The 25,824-nt window shown below is 44.2% G+C and carries 18 protein-coding genes; 11 read left to right on the top strand and 7 right to left on the bottom strand.

What is annotated here, in order from left to right; genetic code table 11:
• Nucleotides 1-17: 17 nt before the first annotated feature.
• Nucleotides 18-197, bottom strand: coding sequence for a hypothetical protein (locus SG35_RS15385; RefSeq protein WP_044834890.1), 180 nt, complete (start codon nucleotides 195-197; stop codon nucleotides 18-20).
• 267 nt (nucleotides 198-464) lie between these two features.
• On the opposite strand from SG35_RS15385, the gene SG35_RS15380 reads away from it, so the two are divergent.
• The gene (locus SG35_RS15380) at nucleotides 465-5,102 is read left to right on the top strand and encodes an RHS repeat-associated core domain-containing protein (protein WP_053043306.1); all 4,638 of its coding nucleotides are present in this window, start codon (nucleotides 465-467) and stop codon (nucleotides 5,100-5,102) included.
• The gene (locus SG35_RS15375; protein WP_044834891.1) at nucleotides 5,102-5,575 is read left to right on the top strand and encodes a hypothetical protein; all 474 of its coding nucleotides are present in this window, start codon (nucleotides 5,102-5,104) and stop codon (nucleotides 5,573-5,575) included. Before SG35_RS15380 ends, SG35_RS15375 begins: the two co-directional genes overlap by 1 nt.
• 158 nt (nucleotides 5,576-5,733) lie before the next feature.
• On the opposite strand, the gene SG35_RS15370 is transcribed toward SG35_RS15375, so the two are convergent.
• Nucleotides 5,734-6,873, bottom strand: a complete 1,140-nt coding sequence (locus SG35_RS15370; protein WP_084692910.1) for a methionine aminotransferase — start codon at nucleotides 6,871-6,873, stop codon at nucleotides 5,734-5,736.
• Between the two features lie 299 nt (nucleotides 6,874-7,172).
• Here SG35_RS15370 and SG35_RS15365 point away from each other — a divergent pair, with 299 nt between their 5' ends.
• The 7 genes from SG35_RS15365 to SG35_RS15335 all read left to right on the top strand — a co-directional run bounded on the left by SG35_RS15365 (nucleotide 7,173) and on the right by SG35_RS15335 (nucleotide 19,771).
• Nucleotides 7,173-7,859 carry an ABC transporter ATP-binding protein gene (locus SG35_RS15365; RefSeq protein ID WP_044834892.1) on the top strand — a complete coding sequence of 229 codons (687 nt, stop codon included), beginning with the start codon at nucleotides 7,173-7,175 and terminating at the stop codon, nucleotides 7,857-7,859.
• Nucleotides 7,853-10,492 carry an ABC transporter permease gene (locus tag SG35_RS15360; RefSeq protein WP_044834893.1) on the top strand — a complete coding sequence of 880 codons (2,640 nt, stop codon included), beginning with the start codon at nucleotides 7,853-7,855 and terminating at the stop codon, nucleotides 10,490-10,492. The genes SG35_RS15365 and SG35_RS15360 overlap by 7 nt, the downstream gene beginning before the upstream one ends.
• A 132-nt stretch (nucleotides 10,493-10,624) precedes the next feature.
• The gene (locus tag SG35_RS15355) at nucleotides 10,625-11,779 is read left to right on the top strand and encodes a type 1 glutamine amidotransferase domain-containing protein (protein ID WP_236702666.1); all 1,155 of its coding nucleotides are present in this window, start codon (nucleotides 10,625-10,627) and stop codon (nucleotides 11,777-11,779) included.
• Nucleotides 11,780-11,860: 81 nt separating this feature from the next.
• Nucleotides 11,861-12,571: a response regulator transcription factor gene (locus tag SG35_RS15350; RefSeq protein ID WP_044834894.1), complete on the top strand. Its 711-nt coding sequence runs from the start codon at nucleotides 11,861-11,863 to the stop codon at nucleotides 12,569-12,571.
• A complete protein-coding gene (locus tag SG35_RS15345) occupies nucleotides 12,561-13,883 on the top strand; it encodes a sensor histidine kinase (RefSeq protein WP_044834895.1) in 1,323 nt (440 codons plus the stop codon). Before SG35_RS15350 ends, SG35_RS15345 begins: the two co-directional genes overlap by 11 nt.
• A 319-nt stretch (nucleotides 13,884-14,202) precedes the next feature.
• Nucleotides 14,203-19,014 carry a DUF3320 domain-containing protein gene (locus SG35_RS15340; protein WP_044834896.1) on the top strand — a complete coding sequence of 1,604 codons (4,812 nt, stop codon included), beginning with the start codon at nucleotides 14,203-14,205 and terminating at the stop codon, nucleotides 19,012-19,014.
• A 76-nt stretch (nucleotides 19,015-19,090) separates the two neighbouring features.
• The gene (locus tag SG35_RS15335; protein WP_201777827.1) at nucleotides 19,091-19,771 is read left to right on the top strand and encodes an ion transporter; all 681 of its coding nucleotides are present in this window, start codon (nucleotides 19,091-19,093) and stop codon (nucleotides 19,769-19,771) included.
• A gap of 228 nt (nucleotides 19,772-19,999) precedes the next feature.
• On the opposite strand, the gene SG35_RS15330 is transcribed toward SG35_RS15335, so the two are convergent.
• The 3 genes from SG35_RS15330 to SG35_RS15320 form a co-directional block, all read right to left on the bottom strand.
• Entirely contained in the window at nucleotides 20,000-20,185 is a 186-nt protein-coding gene (locus SG35_RS15330) for a hypothetical protein (RefSeq protein WP_044834897.1), read from the bottom strand.
• A gap of 102 nt (nucleotides 20,186-20,287) precedes the next feature.
• Nucleotides 20,288-20,563, bottom strand: coding sequence for a hypothetical protein (locus tag SG35_RS15325; RefSeq protein WP_152646753.1), 276 nt, complete (start codon nucleotides 20,561-20,563; stop codon nucleotides 20,288-20,290).
• A 423-nt stretch (nucleotides 20,564-20,986) separates the two neighbouring features.
• Complete coding sequence (locus tag SG35_RS15320; RefSeq protein WP_152646754.1) at nucleotides 20,987-21,526, bottom strand: hypothetical protein; 540 nt, start codon at nucleotides 21,524-21,526, stop codon at nucleotides 20,987-20,989.
• Between the two features lie 395 nt (nucleotides 21,527-21,921).
• Between SG35_RS15320 and SG35_RS15315 the strand changes: the two genes are divergently transcribed.
• Nucleotides 21,922-22,374: a MarR family winged helix-turn-helix transcriptional regulator gene (locus SG35_RS15315; RefSeq protein ID WP_044834899.1), complete on the top strand. Its 453-nt coding sequence runs from the start codon at nucleotides 21,922-21,924 to the stop codon at nucleotides 22,372-22,374.
• Nucleotides 22,375-22,487: 113 nt separating this feature from the next.
• Here SG35_RS15315 and SG35_RS15310 read toward each other — a convergent pair whose 3' ends face one another.
• Together SG35_RS15310 and SG35_RS15305 are read right to left on the bottom strand one after the other, a co-directional pair.
• Nucleotides 22,488-22,877 carry a hypothetical protein gene (locus SG35_RS15310; RefSeq protein WP_044834900.1) on the bottom strand — a complete coding sequence of 130 codons (390 nt, stop codon included), beginning with the start codon at nucleotides 22,875-22,877 and terminating at the stop codon, nucleotides 22,488-22,490.
• 53 nt (nucleotides 22,878-22,930) lie between these two features.
• Nucleotides 22,931-23,419 (bottom strand): SRPBCC family protein, encoded by a 489-nt coding sequence (locus tag SG35_RS15305; protein WP_044834952.1) that lies wholly within the window; start codon nucleotides 23,417-23,419, stop codon nucleotides 22,931-22,933.
• Nucleotides 23,420-24,031: 612 nt separating this feature from the next.
• On the opposite strand from SG35_RS15305, the gene SG35_RS15300 reads away from it, so the two are divergent.
• A complete protein-coding gene (locus SG35_RS15300) occupies nucleotides 24,032-25,768 on the top strand; it encodes a leucine-rich repeat domain-containing protein (protein WP_044834901.1) in 1,737 nt (578 codons plus the stop codon).
• Nucleotides 25,769-25,824: the final 56 nt, after the last annotated feature.

Genomic DNA, 25,824 nt, shown 5'->3' with positions numbered 1-25,824 from the left:
CAGTATCTGCCTGGTGGTTAGTTATAGCCTAAAACGTAATTTGGGGTTGCGTCAGCCAACAATTCAAATACTTTATTAATTGCCGCATCACTGTTTTTAACCGCAGGACTGTCTGAGGACTCTTTCAAAAACGCCTTGGTATATTCGCATTCGTTATCATCGTTTTGTTCATTGTCGTTTGTATGTGAAATGTTCATATCAGCAACCTTTGTCCGCAGTAAGAGTAGAATAATCATTAGCTGAATTAATCATCTATCCGCAGAGGGGCTTTGAACAGTATTAAAGTTTTTATAGCTCATAGAAGCAGGTTATGGCCGTTAATAACAGCCAAGTGCGCGCCAGGTGGAATGAGATAAATATATTTGATTTGCCCTTAAAGAGTGGCTAATTTTAATTGACCGCGCTAATATCAACCAGTTGTTTATTTGACTCACGGATTGAGAGCAAACAGGATTGACACGGATGTGACTATATTCCATTTTCACGGCTTTAACCGCCATATTATTATTTTACCCAAAAAGGACAAGCCACCCGCCGGGTTTAAACTTGTCGCTTGTGCTACCCAGAGCAATGCCGACGCCCTGGTACGGGAAATCTCCCCTCATTTGGCACAAAACCTTCATGCCCTGAACCATGCCTGTGGTTTATTGGAATCGATCGGCACTTCGGCGTCCTACACTGCCAGGACGGTAGCGCCTAAGCTCAGTGAGTGTTTAAAGCAGGGGTTACTGAGGTTTTATACCGAACAAGAAAAGCCTTATCTCTATTCAGGCGAAGAATCCCTTAGCGGCAAAGAGAACAAGGCTGAGACATCCGGTGGCAGCGAAGCCGGAAAAGTGCTGAGTAAGAGCCAGGGAAAATCAGACGAAAACAGTCTTTCTAGCGGTAACCGCACTAATCACACCGATACCGAAGTGTCGATAGAACAGCAGGAGTGTCGCTCTGATCCCGTGTCTATGCTCACGGGTGAAGAAATCTTGCCGCTGGTGGATTTTCAGTTGAATGGGGTGTGGCCCCTTAGCTGGCGCCGTTTATACCGTAGCAGTAAAACCAATGTGAATGTTGGCTTAGGCTATGGCTGGCGTCACAACTTTTGCCTGCAACTGGTGGAAAAATACCAGGCACCGCCGAAAGTTGGTCCCAAAAAGCCAGGAAGGTACTTCTTAGAGCTAACCGATGAAGAAGGCCGGGTGCATGTGTTTGACCAGGTTAAACGCGGGCAAACCAGTGTGCAGTTATCTTCCGGGTTAAGTCTTTATCACCAGGGGGACGGTAAGCAAGTGTTGATCAGGCCCGATGACAGCCACTGGACTTTTGTCAAAGGCCCGGACAATAAGGAGCACTCCCCAAAAGCGGGTGAAAGCCACGGGGAGTGGTTACTGGAATCCATCAGTAATTGTCATGGTCAGGAGCACGCCCTGTATTATGATGAACACCAGCACTTGGTGCGCATTGCCTGCAGCCCCAAAAGGGGATTAGTGCTGCAATATAATCAGGACAATAATCTATTGCGCATTGCTGCCTATGTGCTTAATGAAGAGGGTAAACAGCAGCTGCTGCCCGGGTTTCTTGCCAGCTATCAATATGATGACAACCAGGCGTTGATTGCTGCTATTGACGACCAGGGCCTGGTTGAACGCTATCAGTACTTTGACGGCCATTTATTAAAGCGCCGTATCCGGCCGTCGGGATTTTGCCATTATTTTCAATGGCAGGGGCAGGGCATCGAGGCTAAATGTGTTAAACAATGGGGGGATGAAGGGGCTTATCAATACTGTTTTACTTACCAGGACCACCCCAGGGGGCAATTATCTACCAGCACTGACAGCCGGGGCAATGTTGAACACTTTGTTCATGATCGCCGACACTTACTGGTGGCCCATACCGATCAGCGGGGCTTTACCACAGAGACAGATTATGATGGCGCCGGCCGAAAAGTCAGGCAAACCGATGCCGCCGGCAATGCTACCCTTTATCGTTATAACGAGCAGGGGCAGCTCAGTGAAGTGACCAGCGCAGACGGCGGTAAAACCCGCTATTTCTATAATGCCCTGGGGAAGCGTATTTTAACTCTGGATCCGCTGGGGCAGCAGCATAAGCGGCGTTTTGATGCCACCGGACGTTTATTATCGCAAACCGGCCCTGATGGCCGCAGTATTCGTTATCTTTATACGGCTTCGGGGCTGTTGAAGCAAAAAATCGATGCCTGTGGTGTGATCAGTTTATATCACTGGTCTGACTCGGGCGAACTGCTGGCGCTTCAATGCGGGGATGAACTGCTGCGCTACAGTTACGACGCCCTTGGCCGTGTCAATGCCAGTATAGACGCCCAGGGGTTGATCACAGAGTTTAGCCGGGATGAAAAAGGCCAGTTGATTGAACAGGTAAGTTATGATCAGGCAAAGGGGGAGCTCAAGAACAGGCAAAAATATCGTTATGATGATGCCGGGCGCCTTATCGGTAAACAACTGCCTGATAGCGTTAAAAGTGCAGATATAGAGTCTGTGCCCGGTTTGCTTCCCGTGAATGAAACCCGTTTTCACTACCAGGGGCTCGACCAGCCGAGCCAAAAAACCTTTGCCGACGGCAGTTACCTGAAATACCAGTATGACGGCGAGCGTAACCTTACCGGCATAAGCCGCAGTGACGGCGCGCACTACCAAATTGAGTACAGTCCCAGCGAAAAGCCGGTTAAGCTCATTGGCTTTGATGGCCGGGAGCAGCATTATGAGTACGACTGTAATGATAAACTCATTGCGATAAACGACAGCGGTGAGCGTTTTATCCGCAGAAAACGCGACAATATGGGGCGAATGATTGAGCAAAGCAGTTTTTTTGCCGATAAAACCTCTACCAGGCCGGTAAATGCCGGTGCAAAGGCGCAATCCGGCGAGGCTGCGCTTGGCGGCAGCGGGCAGGGAAACACCCATGACTTTTATCAATATGATCTGCTGGGGCGGATGATCCGTGCCCACAACGGCCAGCGTACGGTTCAGTTTAGTTATGAGCATACAGGACCGGGCACGGGGCAGATCAAACAGGTGCAACAGGGCCCTTGGTCGCTGGATTATGGTTATAACAATAAGGGGCAACGGGCCAGCCTGACACTGCCTGACGGCAGCACTTTACTTTATGAATATGACAATAACGGGTTATTAAGCCAGCTTGATTATATAGCGAAAGTGCGGGATGAAAATCTGTCCCCGCCTCAGATGCTGATCAGCCGTCGCTACAACCCATCGGGGTTGTTGATCAGACAACAGCAGGGCAACGGCATCTTGCTGAGCCAGGAATTTGATGTTTACTCCCGCTTAATCGGGCAGCACTGGCAAAACACAACCGGGCTAAATGCTCCTGATGCTAAGACGGACCAGGTATTTGCTTTTAATGAGCAGCATCAGTATCAATATGATGAGTTGCACCAGCTGATATACAGCAGGCAAACCGGTACATTAACGCCTGAGGGTATTGAGGCTGGAGAGCAAAGCTCAGTTGATGTTCTTCAAGAACAAGTGAGTGAGCAAAGCTTTCGTTATAACCGCCTCAGCCAGCTGATAATCAGCACAAAAGAGCAACAGACTTGCCAATATCATTGGGATGCTTTTGGTAACCCTGTTGCTGCCAGCCAGGGGAAAAGTGACCACATAAACGAAGCACAGGCAGAAGCAACACTCGCTTCAAGTCCGGATAGCGCTTTAGATACCCAGACAATAAAAGTCAGTAAGGATCGCCTGCTAAGCTTTGGCGGCATCGACTATGGTTATGACGGCAGCGGCAACCAGGTATCCAGTCTGGCGAAGGGGGAAAAACAGCAACGCTTTTTTGATGGCCTGAACCAACTCAGGCAAATAAATGTCAACGGCACTTTAACCCATTACGAATACGATGCGTTAGGCAGGCGTAGTGCGAAAATTACCGGACAGGGACGCACCGATTTTATCTGGGATCATCATCAACTCCTTGGTGAACATCATAAAGGCAAGTTTATCTGGTATATCCATCAGCCGGGCACCTTCCTGCCTATAGCCTTAATTCAAGACGGACACCTTTATTATTACCACCTTGATCAACTTGGCACGCCTGTTTGCCTGACAGATGAAAATGGTGAAGTGCTCTGGCGGGAAAACCAGGATGTTTTTGGCGCTGAGCGCCATGAAGAAAGGGCGGATGAAGAAACGAATGATAAGGGGAATGCCGCTTCTGGTAAGCAGGGTTTAGCAAGGGCAAGCAACGCTGCATACCCGGGAGCAGGCAGTAAACCGGTAAGCACCATAAACAATCCGTTGCGTTTTTTGGGGCAATACTATGATCGGGAATCAGGGCTGCATTACAGCCGCTTTCGATATTACTGCCCAAGGCAAAGGCGCTTTATCCATCAGGATCCGATAGGTCTTGCCGGTGGTATCAACCCGTATCAGTATACCCCAAACCCCGTAAATTGGGTTGATCCATTGGGTTTGAAGGGGTTGTGTGAAAAAGGCAAAGCAAGGCTTAAAAAACTGTTAGCGGAATGCGTTACCAGTGGTACCATTGAAGAAGCGCTGAGCGATCAACTATATGATATTGCGGCTGAAGGCAAGTTAACGGACGAAGGCGAGTTATCTGTTGATATAATTCAAGAGAATCTGGAAAAAGGTGATGTAGACAACTTACGTAAGTTGGTTGACTCTTCCAGGGAGAAGCCTGGAGGGATGCCTGATTTCTTAAAAGAAAGGTTTGAAGCAGGTAATGAATTCAATAGAGCTAATCGAGGGAGGTATCCCTATAATGAAGTTGAAGTTATCGACTCAAAAGGTAAGAAATTTAGAGTCGATTCATACGATGACGTCAAAGCTGAAATAGTCTCAAGAAAATTCTCTCAGCTATCGAAAATAAAGCCTGAAACAGGGATTAGTTATTTGCAGGAATTAGCACGTAAATACCCAAGTGGTGCAACTATTTCTGATAGTACATTCAATTCTAAAGTATTGCGTGGCCAAAGGTTGACTGGTGATTTGATTTTGGAGATTCCGGTACAACATCATTCCATACATACAAAAGTTCTTGATTATGCAAATAATAATGGGATATTAATCAGGGATGTTAACGGAGTTATATATTGATGAAATTAGAATATTATGATAAATGGTTTAGGGCTAAAAAAAGTCCTGTTTCTCCTCTAGCAGAAGAAGAAGCAAAAAAGAGGCATAAAGAAGGAGATGCATATATTGCATTAATTTCTTACTCAGGTGAAAAGCATCAAGTTGTGGATATTGCTGATGGTTGGGTGTCTGTATTGTTTCTTGATAAACATAAAAGATGTTACCTAAGTTACGACTTTAAAAAGAAAAATGATGAAAAACTATTTTTGTCGAAAGCTATTCACTGCGAATTTAGTGATAGTAGCGATAACTGTTCCGTATCAACTACATTTATCTTTGAAGAAAATGGCAGCATCTATATAGAGAGGAGAAATATCAATAATGGCGAAACAGTGCAAAAGGAGTCGTTTGCAGAGACTGTTGATAATTGGGATTTATTTCCAGAGTTCGGTAACTATACGTCTCTATTGAGAGAAAACCGAAACACAGAATAAGTTCCAGGCGATAATAAAGCAAATTTCATCCGCTTCTCAAGTAATTATCAAACATATATCATCGGGTTGTTGAGCAGGCAATAGCATCTTGCTGATCCAGGTATTTGCCATTAATCAAGTACAACCTGGCAGCAACCAGGCTGTACTAAATCCATTAGCTACAAGGTACAGAGTTTATCTGCCGCCTCCACCAGGGTTTCATCTTTTTTGGCAAAACATAAGCGGATTACTTTGTCGTTCGGGGCCTTTTGGTAAAAGACACTGAGCGGTATCGCCGCTACGCCCACTTCCTTGACCAGATATTCGCAAAAGGCCATATCGTCCAGCTGAGAAATTTCAGAATAATCCAACAGTAAAAAATAAGTGCCTTCGCTGGGTAAAATAGTGAAACGACTGCCTTGTAAGGCATCGACCAAGACATCACGCTTTTGTTGATAAAAGCCTGACAATTCATCCACATGTTCACCTTGTTCCGCTAACATATCCGCCAGTGCCAATTGCGCCGGGGTAAAGCTGGAGAAGGTGACATACTGGTGAATTTTCCTAAATTCAGCGGTAAGCAGTTTCGGGGCGATGCAATAGCCCATTTTCCAGCCGGTGCAATGAAAGGTTTTACCGAAGCTGGAGATGACAAAAGCACGGGCAAAGAGTTCGGCATCGTTTAATACGCTGATATGGGGAGTGTCATCAAAGGCGATGTGTTCGTATACTTCATCGCTGATCAGCAAGAGATCATGTCTTATCAGCAGGGCTTTTAATGCTTTAAAGTCGTTTGCTTTTAGTGTTTTGGCGCTGGGGTTATGGGGGCTGTTGATGATAATAGCCCGGGTTTTATCGTTGACGGCTTCTGCCACTTGCTGCCAGTTGACGCTATAATCCGGCGCTTGCAGGGCAATATGCACCGCGCGGCCACCGGCCAGTTCTATTGCCGGTTCATAGGAGTCATAGGCGGGATCAAAGATGATGATTTCATCGCCGGGGCGGGTGATGGCCTGGATGGCGACAAACAGGGCTTCTGTCGCCCCTGAGGTTACCGTGACGGTATCTGCTGCTTCGATATCCAGCCCATATTTACGTTTTATAAGGGCTGAAATTTGCTTTTGCAGTGGGGCAATGCCGCTGGAGGGAGAGTACTGGTTAAATCCCTGCTCGCTGTAATGGGCCAGGCGCTGCTTTAACAGGACGGGGGCATCAAATTCGGGAAAGCCCTGGGATAAGTTAAGGGCGTTATGCTGGTTTGCCAATCCCGTCATATAGGTAAAGATGCTGGTGCCAAGGTGAGGCAATTTACTTTCCACTGTGCAGTTCCTTTTATTTTGTTGTCAAGCTAACCGCGTGTGTTATCGGGAAAGCGGTCGCCGTAAGTTTTATGGTGCCCCATTAAGGTAGCACAGCAAACTTGCCTATACCGTAAAAATCTAACAAGCGATGTAAGAAATACTGAAAAATCATAACAGTAAATTAGCTTTATGCTTTTGGCTTTAGGGGGCTCGCCTGAGCTTTATACTTTATTTCATCTGCTTCGTTTTCGTTTCACACTCATTTCACATTAGCCTCTTTAAGCTGGGCTTATCATAGTTAATAACAGGTCTGAGCCATGTCCAGCTATATTGAATTAAAAAATGTCAGTCAATCGTTTCAGGTAAACGAATCAAAAGTCACCTTATTCAAGGAACTTAATTTATCCATTTGTCAGGGGCAATCTTATGCGATCACCGGGCCTTCGGGTGCCGGTAAGTCGAGTTTATTGATGTTAATGTCAGGATTGGAAAGTCCCACCAGCGGGCAAGGTGCTTATGTGAAAGGGGAGCAAAGGAAAAGCCTGGACTTTCTAAGGCCAGATATCGGTTTTATTTTTCAGCAGTTTCATTTGTTGCCGGAATTAACGGCAGTGAATAATGTTGCATTGCCGCTCAAGTTAAGAGGTGATAAACATGCAGAAGATAAAGCCAGGCTTTGGCTAAATAAAGTGGGGCTGACACATAGGGTAAACCACAAACCCAGTGAACTGAGCGGCGGTGAACAGCAAAGGGTGGCGATAGCACGGGCGCTGGTTTTTGAGCCTGGCTTTATTTTTGCCGATGAACCCACGGGTAATTTAGATCAACAAAGCGCCACCGAAATAGCCGATATCCTGTTTAGCTGTTGCCGGGAAAATAATGCCGGCTTGGTGGTGGTTACCCATAGCGAGGAGTTAGCGAATCGCGCTCAGCATATATTTTCATTATCAGGCGGGAAAATCAAAGCGCAGGTAAACGATGTGCTTAAGGCGGTGTCATGTTAGCACATCAGTTAAATAAGCAACCGAACCAGCATTTACTTCACCTTTATCTGAGTAATATGAAACTTGCCTGGCACTTTTTCAAACAAGAGTATCAACATAGCCATCAGCGGTTATTGCGCTGGACCCAGGGCGTGCTCTTGCTGTTTATTCTCACCTTAGGTCAATCGAGCGAAAGTATACAGCACTACCTGAATAATAATTTACAGGGTTTGCTGGGGGCTGATGCGGTGATCAGTCAGCAACAATCGTTAACGGCAAAGCAGCGAGCTGCTGTGTCTGAATTAACCGATGAAATCGTCGTTACTGAGCAAATTAAAACTACTTTGACCCACAAAGGACAATGGCAGCAAGTCACATTAAAAGCGGTAGACGAGCAATATCCGTTGCAGGGGCAGTTGTTAACCTCCCAAAGCCTGTTTGCGGGGGCTGAGTCGGATAAGGGCTTGGCTAATAAAGCGCAGGCTAATGGCCAGGCTACAGCTTCAGGCCCCAAACCGGGCGAAATCTGGGCGGATGCCAGGTTATTTGCCAGTTTATCCCTCAGTATTGGCGATGTTATTCAGGTAGCTGAACAGCATTTTAAGGTTTCGCGGGTATTACATCATGAACCCGACAGGTTGATGGAAGGGCATAATGTTGATATGCGCGCCATGATCCATGTCCGGGATATGGAGACATTGGGGTTTGCAGCCGATCTTATTCACTACCGTTACCTGATTGCCGCCAATAGCGGGCAAATCAATCGTTTGATTAAATGGCAGCAAGAAGTTATACCGGCAGCGCAAATGCACCATAAGCAAGGGGCGCATCCGCTGGCGCTATTTTGGCAGCGAACAGAAAATTTTCTCGGGCTGGCATCTATTATTTTGTTTTTTATGGCGGCCATTGCCATTGACCAGCTGGCGCAAGTGCATATGAAAAAAGATCAATATTTTTCAGCGATATGTATGAGTCTTGGTGTCACCAAGGCGACCGGTATCCAGGTATCATTTTTTAAATGGCTGATGGGCATAGTGTGCCTGTTACCTGTGGTTTTGCTGTTCTCTACCGCCTTTCACTACTTCATCATTCACTGGTTAAGCGAAACCTTTATTGATTTAAACTGGCAGTGGCATTTTTGGCCGGCGCTAAAGTCCATAGGTTTTGTGATCTTTGTGTTTGCCGTTTTTCATGCGCCGGTTTGGGTTTCTCTGCGCACCAGCTCTGTTGCCCGTTTGTTTACCGGCAATAACAAGGGCGTGAGCCATTGGGTTAGCAAAGTGAGCAGCATCCTGGTGTTGGTTGCGGTGGCGACCACCTATTCAGATAATGGCTTGTTAACCTTGATGCTGGTTACTGCCATCGCACTCACTATTCTTTTAATGATAGCGATGAGTTGGGGGGCTTTAACCCTTGGGGAAAAGTCTACCAAGCGTTTTTCCGGCTTGATCCCCTTTACCCTGTTTATGATGAAACAAAGGCTGGTCAGTAAAAGCACACAAATATTAGGGGTAGGGTTATGCGCTTTTCTACTCCTGTTTACCCTGATGTTGCTTAAAGATCTCGGCGCTACCATGACAGCCTATCAAAGACAGCATGATGGCAATGTGATGGTGTCGCAGGCGAGCGAGCAGCAGCTGGATTATATTGAGCACTGGGCAGCGGAGCAGGGGGTAAAGATCCGCCAGGCCAAGCCTTATATGTACGCCAAACTGCTTGAGGTTAATGGCCAGAGTCTTGCTGAATTTAGCCAAAAACCCAGTGACAGCATGGCAACCTTTAACCGGCCGATACGTTTGCACTGGAACGAGGCGCTGCCACAAAATAATGAAGTGGCTGAAGGGCTTTACTGGAATAAGAAGCGGCAAAAAGAGGGGAATGAACAGGGGAATGAGAAGGGGAATAAACAGGGGCAACAACAGGATAACAGCCAGCATTGGCAGCAAGTTTCCGTTGAGCAGGAAGTGATGACAGATTTGGGTCTAGATATAGGTGATAAGTTAACATTTTTTATCGGCCAGCAAAGTATCACCTTTAATATCAGCGCCAGTCATGTTTTTAAACCCGGTGCAGGCTCCATTACCTTTTGGGTACAAATGCCGCAAGCTGGCGTGGTGCATATTCAAGCCCCCCGTTACTCCATGGCGAGTTTAGAGCTTGAAGCGCAGCAATGGTCATTATTGCCGACCCTTTGGCAAAAATTTCCGACACTGCGTATGGTTTCCTTAAAAGAACTGACCGAACGCTTTGACGTTATTCTAGCGATGATCACTAAAGTGATCAGCGGCTTTTCCCTGATGATTGTCTTACTTGCTACGGTTGTTATTTTGGCCTCTATCAGTGCCCTTGAAGGCAAAGAAAAGAAAAAGAACAGTATCATCATGAGCTTTGGCTTTTCGAAAACGACCTGTTTGCACCTGAATGTTATTGAGTGGCTGGTAACGGCACTGATCACCGCAACCGGTGCTATTGCCGGTACTTATATCGCGGGCTTGCTGATCTATCAATCGCAATTTTCTTTAACTTATCAGCCCAACTTTATCTGGTTGCTGGCTGCCTTGTCGGCCATCTTATTGCTGGTGGCGGCACTTGGGGTCTATGCCAGCAGGAGAAACCTGCAAAGCTCTGTCAGGCAGTTAATGGCCGAGGGCTAAGGTTGGCGGCTATGGCGTGGTAAATATCTTAGGGGAATTTTCTTTGAAGAAAAGGTATGAAAATAAAAAGGATTTCACATTTGTTTCACGCCGGGTTTGTCATGCTGTAGTCAGTTCTTAGGAGGAGTGAACATGAATTATTTAAAAAAGATGAAATATCAACAAGAACATTTGATGACCTTATTGGCCTTGTTATTTACCCTGGTTATGGTTGTCTCGGCCCAGGCTAGCGCGGCGGTGAATAAAAAAGTCGTCATGGTGGTAAGCGGTTATGGCCAGGAGCAAGGGGAAAAGACACCCGGTTATGAATTTGATGAATTTGCCAAAGCCTATGGCGTCTTTAAAGCCAACGGCATCACAGTTGATGTTGCCAGCCCGAAAGGCGGTCAGGTGGAAGCGGATGAATACGATCCGAAAAAACCATACAATGCCAAAGTATTAGCCGATAAGGCGATAATGGCCAAACTGGACAACACCTTGGCAAGCGCACAACTTGATGCTACAGCTTATGACGCGGTTTTTATCGTCGGCGGCAAAGGGGCGATGTTTGACTTGCCAAAAGATGAATCGCTTCAAGCCCTGATTGCCGATATCTATCAACAGCAAGGTACGGTTGCTGCGGTATGTCACGGACCAGCGGCTTTGGTTGACGTAAAACTTAGCGACGGCAGTTACCTGGTGGCCAATAAAAAGGTCAACAGCTTTACCAATAAAGAAGAAAAGCTGTTCGGTAAAAAGTGGCTGAGTAAATTTGAATTTATGCTGGAAGACAAACTAGCCGAGCGCGGCGCCCGGTTTCAATCCAGTGAAATCATGTTAAAGCATGTGGCGGTAGACGGCAGGCTGATCACCGGACAAAACCCTACATCGACAGTAGCGGTAGCGACAGCATTAGTTAAAAGTCTGGGATTAACGCCGGTTGCACAAAAGCAGGATATTGACGATAAAACTCTGGCTCAGGTGGCCAAGTTTTTAGTATCTGATAGGGAAAATGGTAAAGCTGTGATAAAACACCTGGCTGATAATCAAGACGATTATCACATTCCCCTGGTCGGTATGTATGGTTTTTATTACCTAAAAACAGCCGAAGCAGAACAGGATTTTGAACATGCCCTTAGCCTGATGACAGTGGCGCAAAAAGCGATCAACAACCCCATGCTGGATATGAAAATCGCAAAAACACAACATAAGCTGGGCCGGGAAAAAGCCGCTAAAACCACCTTAAATCAGCTGCTGGCAACAAAACCTGATTACAAACCGGCATTAGACATGTTAAAAACCCTATAAGATTTTACGATTTACGTATAAAAAACAAAATAAAAGGGCCTTGATTAAACGATTGAGGTCCGGATTACCCCGGTAACAGCTATGACAAATCAGACATCATCACTTTATGTATTATTGGTTGAAGACCAAGTTAATATTGCCCGCAACATTTCAGATTATATGGAAGCCAAAGGGCATGTCTTTGACTTTGCCGCTCAGGGTCAGCAAGGGTTGGAACTTGCCCTGGAAAATCACTATGACCTGATCATTCTCGACTTAAATTTACCGGTAATGGACGGCCTTGAGGTGTGCCGGCAATTGCGGGAGAAATCCAGCCGCCATTTACCCATTTTAATGTTGACCGCAAGAGATAGCATTGAAGATAAAGTCTCCGGGTTCACCGTAGGCGCAGATGATTACTTAACCAAACCCTTCTCATTACAAGAACTCGAAGTAAGATGCATGGCCTTGGCCCGCCGTCATTTACTGCAAAGTGAAAATACCCTGACCATAGGCCCGATAAGCCTTGACCGCAAAAGACAGCGGGTAACGCGTAACGGAGAAGTGCTGGATTTACATGCCATGGGCTATCGCATTTTAACGGTATTAGCCGAAGCCTACCCGCAAGTGGTCAGCCGATCAATGTTATCGCAAAAATTATGGGGAGATGCCCCGACAGAATCAGATGCCATGCGCTCCCATATCTATCAATTGCGCTGTGTGTTGGATAAACCCTTTGATTACCCCGTGTTAAAAACGGTACACGGTGTTGGTTTTGCTTTGGATGTAAGAGAAGATAAAAATGGAAGCTAAAAGTAGTAACACTATTCCTGACATTAAGGCGGTAAAGTTTCATAGCATAGGCAGGCGTATTGTTGCCCAGTTTTGTATTTTTACTCTGGTGCTCTCGGCCATTTACGGCATGTTTTGCTTTTTGCTGTTATACAACTTAGAAGACGGTTTTATTGAACGGGAAGTGTGGAAAGAAGCTAACTATTTAACCGGAGAGTATCAAATAACGCAGCAATGGCCGACGCCGAGAAATGCCAATATGAGCCTCTATTTTTCGAAAGAAACATTGCCTGATGATATGAGGCAGCAATTTATTGATGAACCTCATCGAAAAGAGTTCTACGGCACTCAAGGGCGTCATTATCACCTGCTGGGTTTACCCGGACAGCAAAATGTTTATCTTGTAGCCGAAGTGAGCGAAATGTTGCTGGTACGCCCCAGTCGCGACGGGGTTTTAATGTTGCTGATGATCTGCGGCGTTTGTCTGGTGTTCGTTGCTTTCATGATAGCCTGGATGTTAGGACGAAAAACGGCAAAGCCGTTAAAACAACTGGCAGACTTGGTTGACGGCGTTGCCCCTGAAAACATTCCCGAGACCTTCGCCCATCAGTTTCCAAACAATGAAATAGGCATTTTAGCCCGTACCCTGGAACATACCATGGGGCGCATCAACCAGGCATTGGAGCGGGAGAAGTGCTTTACCCGTGATGTCAGCCATGAATTGAGAACGCCGGTGGCCATTATCAAAAATGCCCTTGAAGTCTACCAAGTGGGCCATACGGGCAATAATGAGGGAAATAGCGCATCGGCAGAAGGGATTAACAATATTTTTAACCGCATTGGCGATGCCAGCATGCAAATGGAGCAAACGGTAACCACTTTGCTGGCACTGGCACGGGAAGAACAAACGGCGGTAGAAAAAGAGTCGCTGGCATTACTGCCTATGGTTGAACAATCGATTATAGATCACAGCCATCTGCTTGAGGGTAAACCGGTTGACGTACACCTTGATGACAGCTGCAACACCCAGGTTTTTGCACAGCAGGGTATGTTAAAGGTGTTGCTGGATAACTTGCTCAGTAATGCCTTTCAATATACCGATTCCGGGGAAGTTAGCGTCAGCGTTATTGACGGTCTTTTAACAATAAAAGATACCGGGCCCGGCATAGAGCAGGGGATTTCGGAACATGTGTTAGAGCCCAGGGTTAAAGGCAGTCAAAGTACCGGTTATGGTTTTGGCTTGTCTATTGTTAAGCGTTTGTGTGAGCACCAGGGCTGGTTATTAAATGTTGCTAGCGGCAAGGGGACGACGATTTCAGTTTCGTTTGGCTAATTTAGTCAACACTTTTCAACTTTATCAGTAAAACTGAAAAGTGTTGATAAAAATCATATTTTTCCATACTTTTATCGTTTACCATGAGGTAGATTGGTAATTTATTGGGTCTTGCAGTCGTATTCTCTCGAAATAAAACATCTTCTCAGAATTGTAAGAGGACACTTTAAGATAAGTTTATTGGGCTGTTTCAATAGTGGTAATCAGTCTAAAGTGGCTTTTGGGGACATTCTGTCTTCCATAACAGTTGTTCACGATAGTTGTAGCCCAAGATGAAAGTTTAAAATTTCATAATTAACATTAGACAAGGATTTCTATAATGAGCTCTTCCCAGAATAAAACTAATAATGAAGGTATTGAGCAGCAGTTAGAGCGAAGCCGTTTAGAGCTTTTAGATATGGGACTTCGAGGCAATCCGCAACTAAACTGTCGAAGCACGAGTCAAAAAGTGTTGGATATTGTTGATGAAAAATCAGGTCATATATTTAAACTACTTGTGAAACAAGAAGCTAAGATGAGCTTCTTGCCTATCCCCAAGGTTTATCAAAAACAAAAAGAAGTAGATGAGCAGGATCGTAGTTTCACTTTTGAGCAGCAAGAACAGGTAACACTTCCTCCGCTAGATGTTCACCTCGCAGAAAAGAAAGGTGACGCAAGGTTTTCTGACAAACATCTGCAAACAGGTCTAATTCCAGAAAAACTGGATAAATCACTATTGCGCATCGAAACTGAAGCGCACAACTTACTTCAAGAGCAAGGGATTGAAGTACTGTATTTAGCTCTGGGGTTCCTTAAATGGTACGAAGATGAACGGTCGAAAACTGCTCGGTATGCACCATTGGTGCTACTTCCTGTTGAGTTATTTCGGACATCTGCAAGGGAAGGATTTAAGTTAAAATATACAGGTGAAGATATTGGTCCCAATCTCACCTTAGCGGCTAAACTAAGTGGCGAATACAACTTGAAGTTGCCATTATTCGATGAAGAATTCGATCCAGTCAGTTATTTTCAATCCGTTAAGGAATCCATAGCCAAGCAGCCTCGTTGGCAGGTGATGGAAGACAAAGTCTCACTGAGCTTATTCTCTTTTGGTAAGTTCCAAATGTATATGGATCTTGAGCCGTCGAGTTGGCCCGAAGGAAAAGCCCCTTCGCAGAACCCTTTGTTAAATCGATTGCTGAAAAGTGGATTTGATGAAAGTGAAGCTATCGTAAAGCAAGCGGCTAATCACAAGACACTCCAGTCCCCAGAAACACTTACATTAGTTAAAGATGCCGACTCTAGTCAACTAGAGTCTATTATTGCTGCGCAAAATGGTGCGGATCTTATTATTCAGGGGCCGCCAGGCACAGGCAAGTCACAAACAATCACTAATATCATTGCAGAATCATTGGGACGCGGTAAAAAAATCTTGTTTGTTGCTCAAAAAATGGCAGCTTTAGAAGTTGTAAAAAGGCGTCTGGATGAATGCCATTTAGGTCATGCCGTACTCGAACTTCATAGCCATAAAAGCACCAAGAAGGCTGTGTTAGCTTCGTTGGCGCAGGCAATGGATCAAGGAAAGCCTAGCATTCCTGATCGGACTTTACTCTATCAGCAGTTGATAGAAAATAAAGAGAATCTAAATGCTTATGTCGTTGCCATTGAAAAGCCTATTTTGAACAGTCAAATCAACTATGTCGATGCTTTAGGTTTTTTGCAGGAGATAGAGGCACAAAGAGGCAATACCGAGCTCCCTGAGCTGCCTTTCGCAATAATGAAGGACTGGAATGTTCAGCAATTCACCACTGCAACACAGCTTGTCCAGAGTTTGATTGATCATCTTAATCATATGGGGATTCCTGAGGATAATCCATTTTGCATGACAGAGCGCTGTGATACATCCCCAGTCGATCAAAAATATATTTCCGAGACTTCTGTCATTTGCCATACAGATTTGGAACAGCTTATTCAACATGCCCATACGTTATCTAGTAACATGGGATTACCTCTACCTACGACAATAGACGAGTTAAAGGTTATACATCTAACAGCTGCTCGAGCTATAGAGGCTCCTAAACTTAGTGGCATTAATATTAACACTGATGATTGGCAAATACATCGAGAGGCTATACGTGAAGGGCTTGCTGCTGGTCGCAAAATGTCGCAACTGTATCATTCTTATAAATCTCGGTTTGTCGAACAGGCTTTTGATGCGGAATTGCTGCCAATTCGACAAGGGTTGATTGGCCGTACAGACAAGTGGTGGAGAATATTTTCAGCTGCCTATCGCCGTGCTAAAAACAGTTTGGCTGGATTGTGCAAAGAGCCATTAGCAGATAACCCTAATGACTGGCTGCTTTGGGTTGATGATGTGCTTGATTACCAAAAGCAGCAAAAATGTTTTCAGGAGCATGAGCAGCTATTGTCTAAACTTTTTGGTACTCAGTGGCAAGGAAGGAAATCCGACTGGAGTGTATTGGGCACCTTGTCAGAGTGGATCATAGACCTTTACGAACAAATTGATAAAGGTAATGTTCCAAAAGGATTCGTGCAGTTCTTATCCGACAACTCTGATCTGGTTCAACACAAACAGTTATTTGACGCAAGCCAAACATTGTTTATCAAGTTGGAGGAACAATTAGAGCAATTAATATCAACTGTAAAAATCTCTGAAGGTGATCCATTGAATAATCTATCGGCCTGCCTTTTTGATAGGCTCTTAGATATTTTATCTCGGTGGCAAAACATTGATGGCCTCTATCAATATGTGCGCTATAACCAATTGATTGAGACATTGAGGAAAAACAATCTAACCCTACTGGCAGATTACAGTAGAAATTGGCGAAAAGATAATGAGCTACTCTTGATCCTACTAAAATTGAGTTATTATCAGGGATTAGTAACCATCGCTTACGACAGCAACGAGGTTATCAAACGTTTTGACCGTCTTGGCCATGAAAAATTTCTTAGTGATTTTCGCCAACTTGATGCCGACTGCTTAGGTTACGCTCAAGAGCGTCTTGCTGACTACATCTATCGATCTTTACCTAAGCGTCACGCCAAAGGTGAAATGGAAGTTTTGATGCGTGAGTTAGGTAAAAAAAATCGTCATTTGCCTATTCGCCAGTTGCTGACCAAAGCAGGTAATGCGGTACAGCAAATCAAACCCATCTTTATGATGAGTCCTATGTCTATTTCAACGTATCTAGAACAAGGAACCGTTGATTTTGATTTGGTGATTTTTGATGAGGCTAGCCAGATCACTGCACCTGATTCACTAGGTGCTCTTATGCGAGGTAAGCAAGTTATTGTTGTAGGTGATAGTAAACAGATGCCCCCGAGTGATCTGTTTGGCAAGTCAGTGCAGCTAACGGATGATGATGTTGAAGACAGTGCCACAGCAGAGATGGAAAGTATTCTCTCTATGATGGAAGCTAAAGGTGTGCCTCAAGTTATGCTGCGCTGGCACTATCGCTCACGTAACGACTCATTAATTGCCGTTTCTAACAATCAGTTTTATGATGATCGCTTGCTAGCTTTCCCAAGTTCTGGCGCTCAAAAAGAGGCTAAGGGCTTAACGTTTAACCATTTGCCCGATACGGTATATGGAGAAGGAGGTACATCCTCCAATTGGGGGGAGGCAAAAGCCATTGCCGAAGCGGTTATGCGCCATGCTAAACAAACACCACAATTGTCATTAGGGGTTGTTGCCTTTGGTATTGTTCAGCGTGAGTTGATTATGCTGGAAGTAGAACGGCTTCGTCGTGAAAATCCTGATTTTGATGGTTTCTTTCAGCATCATGAGGGAGGGGACGAATTTTTCATTAAAAATCTTGAGAACGTACAGGGTGATGAACGGGATGTTATCTTTATCAGTATCTGCTATGGCCGTAAGGCCGATGGTAAAATCAATCAAAATTTTGGTTTGATTAATAAGGTGGGTGGGGAGCGTCGCTTGAATGTATTGATTTCCCGTGCGCGACTAGCGATGGACGTTTTTGCTAACTTCACTGCTGATGAATTAAGGGTGCATGATAATTCACCCTATGGCATTAAAGCGCTGCAAGTTTTTTTACGTTATGCAGAAACTGGCAGCTTCGAACTGGAAAGTGGTAAAGATGAAGAAGAAGCGGGGACGTTTGAACAACAACTTTATAAAGCAGTGAAAACCCTAGGCTATCCTGTTGAGCAACGGGTGGGACGGCAGGGGTTTCATCTAGACTTAGCAATAAAAAACCCAGAGAATGAAGAGCAATATATTTTAGCTATAGAAAGTGACGGAGCTAGTTACCAAAAGGCAGCTTCCGTTCGTGATCGTGAGCGCTTGAGGTCTTCTGTATTGCATGGTTTGGGTTGGCGTCAACATCGCGTATGGAGTACCGATTGGTATCGTAATGCGAAGTCTGAGATTGAGCGAATTCAAGAAGCTATCGAACAAGCAATGACAAACCAAGCATTACTTGATGAACAAATAAAAATGGAACAATCAACTGGTAATATTGTGGTGGCTATCGACCCAGCTAAACAGACACCTGTAGGTTCTATCATTGAACGGGAAGATTTTGATCCTGAAAGCGATGGTGTCTATGTACCGGGATATAAAATGGTAGGTGATTCTGAACTGGGTTTGCCTAAGGTCGATGACTTTGGGGCTATTCCAACAGATGTTCTTACTAATGCTGTGCGTATACTTGTTAATGGTGAAAGCCCCATCATTCCATCTTTATTGACCGCCCGTCTCGCCAGTGCTGCGGGGCTTGCTCGTGCAGGCTCAAGAGTGAAGCGGCAAGTCGATAATGCCATTGCTGAAGCTAAAGCTGCCCAGAATATTGTCGCCCGTAAGGGGGCACTTTTTGCTGTTGATAACCAATCAGTTTCTCTACGAAGTTGGGAGTTCTTACCTGATAATTACCGTAAGCTTGACAATATTTGTGATGTTGAATTAGTTAACGCTGTATTACTTACAGTGCGTGATGCTTACACAGTTAATGAAAAAGACGCTATTGCAGGTGCTTTATCATTGTTAGGTTTCAAACGTGTTACAGCGTCTGCTATGGAGCGAGTCAAAAAACTGGTAGAGCAGCAGGTACAATATGGTCCATTGATGTTGAAAAATGAGCGATTACAAATAGAAGAAAGTGTTCACTAGTAATTTTCGTTGTAAAATCATTGTTATAGGAAGACTTTTTGATTTTTATAAGGCGTTATGTAATACCAGGATTTAAGTGAAACTCAAGGAAGTTATGAAACAACAAGGCTCACCGCTTTACAATTTGGTTTTGATATTTTTGAGCGTGTACGTACTTGCCACTCTCTCAATTGAAGCATTCTTAATTGAAGACCAAGAAATAAAACAAGTACTTCAGTATATTGACTTTGCAGTCTGTTGTATTTTTTTATGTGATTTTTTTGTGAACTTTTATCAAGCTGAATCAAAGTCCCAATTTCTTAAGTGGGGGTGGTTGGATTTTATATCTTCAATTCCGGCAATAGATCCGCTTAGATGGGGAAGAGTTTCAAAGGTTGTGCGAGTAATCCGCTATCTGCGTGCTATCAAATCTATTAAGATCCTCGTTAAAAGTTTACATGTAAGTAAATATGAGACATTTACTCTAAGTATACTTTTAATTGTATTCGTCAGTTTTACGTTATCCTCTGCATTTATTTTGGAGTTTGAACGTTCTTATAATTCAAGTATTAATACCGCTGAGTCGGCATTATGGTGGGCATTTCTAAATTTAATGAATGCAAAAACATCTATTAGTCAAGCGGTTAGCCATGAAGGAATCATTATGACCACAGTATTAAATAAAGTTGGTTTGTTATTGTTTGCTTATGTGAACTCAATGTTTATTGCGTGGTTGGTAGTTCAAAAAAGAACAGATTTAGAAACTACTAACTACTAACTATGTTAAAAAGATAAATGAAGAGTAAATAACATGGCACGTTGCTTCATGAATTTCAAATACTGTCATGATTTGTTAGAGAGAATTAAAGCACTAAATTGGCAAACTCTACTTTTTAGTAATTAAGCTGGACAGTTATAAGTTAGCAAGAGTAAAAAACTGATTGTTATTGGACTAAATCAGTTTTTTACTGCTCAGTATTATTTTTAATATCGTTAGTAATATAGATCAGCCTTTGGCTGCCCGGTATTGTTGGTCATCTTGGGCTGTTAAAAGTTTACGGGCTTTGAGTGCCTCGGTGAGCAGTTTTCGGGTAACCCAGGCAACACTTCTTTCATCTGCCTGGGCTAAAGCATGAATCGCTTCACCTACCTCTGAATCCACCCTAACGGTTAATACGATAATTTTTTTCATAATGGGAGCTTCTGCATGTCTTTAGCAAAATTCATCAGCTCATCTTTGAGCTAATAGCTGTTGCAGTTAAAACCATAAACAGTGACGTCATTCATATCACGATTAAACCGTTGTAGAGCAAAATAGCCCGAAGCCATAAGCCAAGGCCTTTATCTGCCATTGCATATTCTCAAAACAATTACGGTGACGCACTTGTGTGAAGTTCGCTGAGCTAGCTTGTACAGTGCTTTGCCAGGAAGCTTGAGGTGTGTAGGGATGAAGGTAATGGCCAGTTGTTAACGGATGCTGGCAGGGGGGACTAAGTCTTTCTTTTGTGTAAAGATTTGTTAAAAAAACTTTAGCCGAGTTTAACTCTGGCATATCATTATGTTTAGCCATGATGGATACTCCAGTATCTATTTTGGTTAGCTATCTCTGGGTGTTGTCGCACTCAGGGGTAGCGCTTGTTGTTTATTCATTCTGCTCTTTATTAGATCTTCACTAGCCTTTTGTTAGATATGGATACTAAAGAGCTGCGCTTGAAATACCTCCTCGGGTTAACATTTTCCCATCAAGTTATAGTCGAAAAAGCGGGATAGATCCGGCTATGGTTGTATTTAGTATTGCTGTTAACTTTATGTACTGTATAGCTAGCTGTACAAAGTTTTTAATACTATGAAAAACATAGCCTTAAGTGGAGAGCCATTAATGGATTTTAAAGCGGCATTTCACGGATAAAGATAAATTTATTAATGTCCACGCTTGCTCCTGGTTGGCATTAAGTTGTTGTTACTGAACAACCAGTTTTAAAGGTAATCATCTTTAACCTCCTCCACCCAGCACTGACCGGGCAAATCGTTGTTGTGCCGTTAGCGCAGAGCGGTTAAAGCTTACCGACTGGGGTGTTTGATGGGCGGTTACGCCTGTTCTGAATGTGGGCCGCTGGTGGGCTGACTGACTGTTGTGTTCAGTACGGGCACGTACAGTATTAAAATCACCCAGAGCACTTGTTGGTTGGGCAAAATGTACTGTTCCTCCGCTGATGTGGGGGTTGGCCATTGAGTGCGGCTGATTTGTGAAGGTTTCCAGATGTTGTGCGCCACTGGTTGCCAGAGGGCTGGCCAAGCCGTCCATGATTTCCAGACGTAATGCTGCACTGACATTCATTCCTGTGCGCGCCACTGTATCATCTACATTATAAGCAACGGCTTCCTGCATTTGAGGGCTTGAGGTAAAGGCGTGCACCGTTTGCATCCGTCCCGTATTGGTCGGTCCGTGATCATGCTGTTGCCGGGATCGCTCACTTATCATGCCGCGGGTACTGGTGCTGTTTTCTACACCGTACGCTGAAGGTGCTCTCACTCCGGTTGGATCAACAGTCAGAAACGTAGTCGGCCTGTGTTGCGTTCTTGTCATAATGGTTGGCGCACTGCTTGATCTAGGTCTTCCTGTATTTCTTGACATAGGGATAGCCTTTCATTTGTTTCAGATATTAACTCTTGATACAGCAAGTAGAATGCCATCGCAGATCAGGCTATAACCATCAAAATAGCGCTAAATTCGTTAAAAACGGGGGGATTTGAGGTAAAGGGCGGGGAATTTTTTACCCTCGGGAAGTTATTTGACCCGGTTAAAAAGATCAGCTGACTTGAATTAAAACGATTCATAAAGTTGATATTTATCAACGACACCCATTGTCCATCGATTTATGTTATAGTCGCCAGTATGTTGTAAACAGAGAAGAAATACGTTTATTCATGAAAAAGAAGCGTACCGTCCATGAAGTTGCCTTTCGCCTAAGTTACGATCTGGGGACGCAAATCACGCCCCAGTTGGGTCAATTAGCATTCAAGCCTGCGCCTATGCAATTGCGGGCCATGAGACGAATATGGAGTACCGGTGGCTCTACCTTGTTGGATATTGCCAGGACATTAAATCGGGATAAGAGCCAGGTGAAAAGGTTAATAGATGAGCTTTGCGAGGTAGAGCTGGTCAAGCGTGAACCGAACCCTGCAGATAAACGCAGTAAAATTTTAAAGTTAACCAATAAGGGTTACGACTTTTTTGAAACCATCGAAAAAATTGAAGCGGTATTTTCAGAGCAGTTAACCGCAGGTATCCCGGCTAAGGACTTAGAGGCCTTTTTTAGGGTATCCGATCGCCTTTCGGATAACTTACGAGAGCTAAATAAAGAGAGTTCGGCTAAATAATATACGGGGCTAATAATAAAATGCCCGCCTGCCAAGAAAAACCTTAATTTACAAGCCTGTTTTTGGCTGCGCTAGAGCGGTATTGACGTTAACGCAGCCTGGAAAGTGGCGCATCAGGCAGTGTTTTTTTCTGCTTGATGAAACATCCTTAACACCCAGATGGCGAGTATAAACAGGCCAAAAGTAAGAAACAGGCCACGCATCATAACATCATCATATTGTTCGTTGAATAATGAGATGACACGTGTCAGTCCATTAAACAGAAAATACATTGTTGCCGGCAATAAAAACAGCCATTTTCGTGAATAGGCGGCAACAGCTGTCACCACAGCCATCATCAACAGTGGGGCGCCTAATGTACGAATATTGGTGAGTCCATAATCGGATGTCGGGTTAAACCCGCTTGCTGCTCCTACTGAGCCGGGAAAGAAAATAGCAGCGATAGCAGCGGCACTAAAAACGTCAACGAATAAAATTGAAATCAACTGTGCAATGCGTAACATATCAATAATCCTGTAACTTAATGGTTTTACTGTAATTTAGATGAGCAGGCCAACTAGGCATGTTTCGTTATATCCTTGATTTCCAAATAGCGCTTTAGATCTTCCATAATTCCGGCAAAGCTTTTCGAAAGGCCCCGTTTTAGTAAGGGATAAAAAACATAACCGAAAAGCGATAATTCAATGTGGGAGTACCAGGTAACTTCACTGTGTGAATTTGAAGTTTTCCTGACCGACATGGTCACAACGTTTCTTTTTACGGGAAATAACTTAGGTGCGTTAACGGGCACAACATCAAAATCAAAATGCATTTGCTCTGCCGAGAAGTTCAATATTTTTTCTTCTGCTTTAAGCCCGTTGGGGTCGTTGGTAAATTCACATACCCGACCGGCCATAGGAGCACCGTCGACAGCAGATTGTCCTTGAACCTTATATGAATTTTCTACTATCCCCATCCATTTATGGGCCTGGTCAAATTGCTCGGCAACTGTTTGCCATACATCCTCTGGATGCCTCTCTATTAGAACTTTCTTCGTTATTTTCATTACTTCACCCCACGTGGCAGAACATAAATGTAGTTGATGTTTGTCAACTTGATTTGAGGGGGATGTTATCGGTTTTAGTTGACAAATGTCAACCTTTTGTTTTTTGGGATGCCTGTAAAACAAATTAATGTATTGAGAGATAAGGTAATAATTATTGCCTTAGGATCTGGCTAGTTTTATCTAAAGGAATATGGCAGCTGGCAATGACGGTTAAATTTGCTTTTCCAGGGGGAGTTGTGACATGCCTTCAAGGCTGTGGCTTAATGATCGCAATGGGGCAATTTCGATTTTATCTAATCCGGGGGGAGCGCTGGGTTAATCAATTCATTCGGCGAGCAAAATGTCAGTAATCGTAACAAGTCTTCAATAATCAGCTTTTGTTTTAAATCATATAAGTGGTTAATTTCATTAAATATTGAACAAAATGTCAGCATTAAGGAGGATGATTAAAAAAATGTTAATACAATGTGTGCTTTACCGTTTACTTCAAGGTGAGCTACTGATATCCTTCGCTTTTTTACGAATTCTTTCGTAATTTTCTACCTTTTTCCATCGCATTTTAAATGCAGTTAATTAAAGCAATATGCTTGTTTTTCATATAGAGAAATCGTCATGCCGTATAGAAAAGTAAAATTTGCCCTGGTCACGAGTTTGCTGGCAACAGTGAGCAGTTGTGCCTTGATAGCGCCTGAAACCGTGGACGAGTTGGCTTTTAAAGATGCCAATTTTGCCGCTTGTGTTAAAAAAGCCAACCTGAGCAGGTTGGCAGAAATACAGGAGCTTGAATGTGCCAATAAAAGTATTGTTTCGGTTGAAGAAATAAAATATATGCCTGCGCTTGAACAGTTAAATTTATATAACAATCAGCTTAAGGCGATAGACACCCGAAATAATCCTAAGCTGACCCGTTTAGTGCTGGGAAAAAACAAAATTGCCGCGATTGATCTGAGCCGCAATACCGGCCTGACTATGCTCAATGTCAGTGAAAATCCGCTGGAATCCCTTGATGTCAGTGAAAATAAAGCCTTAGAGCGTTTATATGCCTATAAGATCCCGCTAAGTGAAATTGACGTCACCGGGTTGAAGCAGCTGGAAGATTTAGGCTTAAGCAGGCATAAATTAACGGCGGTGGATTTGTCGCAAAATCCGCATTTGAATATGTTAAACCTCAGTACCGGGACCTTGGCTAAGGTCGATCTCAGTGCCAATCCGGCGCTTACCATGGTTTTCCTTGGAGGGAACCAGCTTGAAGCGGTAGATTTTAGCAATAACCCAAAGATCACCCGGTTAAACGTGCGCAATAACCAGTTAACCGAACTGGATGTCAGCGGTTTAACAGAGCTTATGTCATTAAAAGGGGATTATAACCAGCTGAGTACGATTGAGCTGGGTGACAAGCCATCGCTTGAGCGACTTGAGTTGAATAACAACCAGCTGGTGTCGCTTGATCTGACGGATGCGCCTGAGCTGTCTAAGCTTGTTGCCTTTAATAATCCTTTGAACCGGCTGACGTTAGCGGAAGATGATAAGATCACTACCTTGTCGGTAGAAGGCACACCTTATGCGCTCTCTGAAGCAGGCAGCACCGCCGAAGATAAGGGCATAGAGCAGCTGCTGGCGCCCAGGGTCAATGTGCTTGAGTCCGGACTGATTGTTAAGCAGGGGGCAGGGCAGCAAGTCACCCCCGGCTTGCTGGTGAAGCCAGAACTGGGTCAGTATATCGGTTTTACCTACAGTGTCGATGTGCCCAAAGATGCCGGGCGGTTAAGCAATCAGGTACAGTTTCCCGTCACTATACGTATGACACATCCAGAACTGACCAACCCTAAAAACAACCATAAATTCTCAGAGTCGCAATGGACAGATACCATGTTTAAGAACAACACCAATTATGCATGGTGGTATTTCGGTGAAGACTATGAACTGGCGGAAGGGCGCTGGAAGCTTGATATTTTATACCGTGACAGTGTGATTGCCAGCAGGTCGTATTTATTGATAGATCCGAATAAATCCGATCAAGAAAGAGATGCGGACGTGCGTCAGGCGCTGCTGATGCATCAGTTGGTACTTAACGGCGAGCAAACCATGTGTGCCGACCCCAAATTCAGGGGCTGCCTGGATCTTCAGTCCCAACAAGCCTGTGTTGCCGGTTTGACGCCTTATAAAGACAGTTGCCGTAAAAAGTCCTTTTATCATTTGAGGAGTAAGGCCAATCAAGTGCCGTCAGTAGATCAGCTGCGCAGTTATTTCAGTTATTATACCGCCTGTATGTCGAGCAATTATATCAAGCAGCAGCCGGATATTAGTGCCGACCAGGTCACTGACTGCTTAGCTGAAGACGGCGAGTAAATTACCATAGGTTAACTGCCGGTCATTTGGCAAGTTAATAATATCTTACTTGAAAA

This window comes from Thalassomonas actiniarum (assembly GCF_000948975.2).
GTDB classification, from domain to species: domain Bacteria; phylum Pseudomonadota; class Gammaproteobacteria; order Enterobacterales; family Alteromonadaceae; genus Thalassomonas; species Thalassomonas actiniarum.
This window is presented reverse-complemented; position numbering and strand designations above follow the sequence as displayed.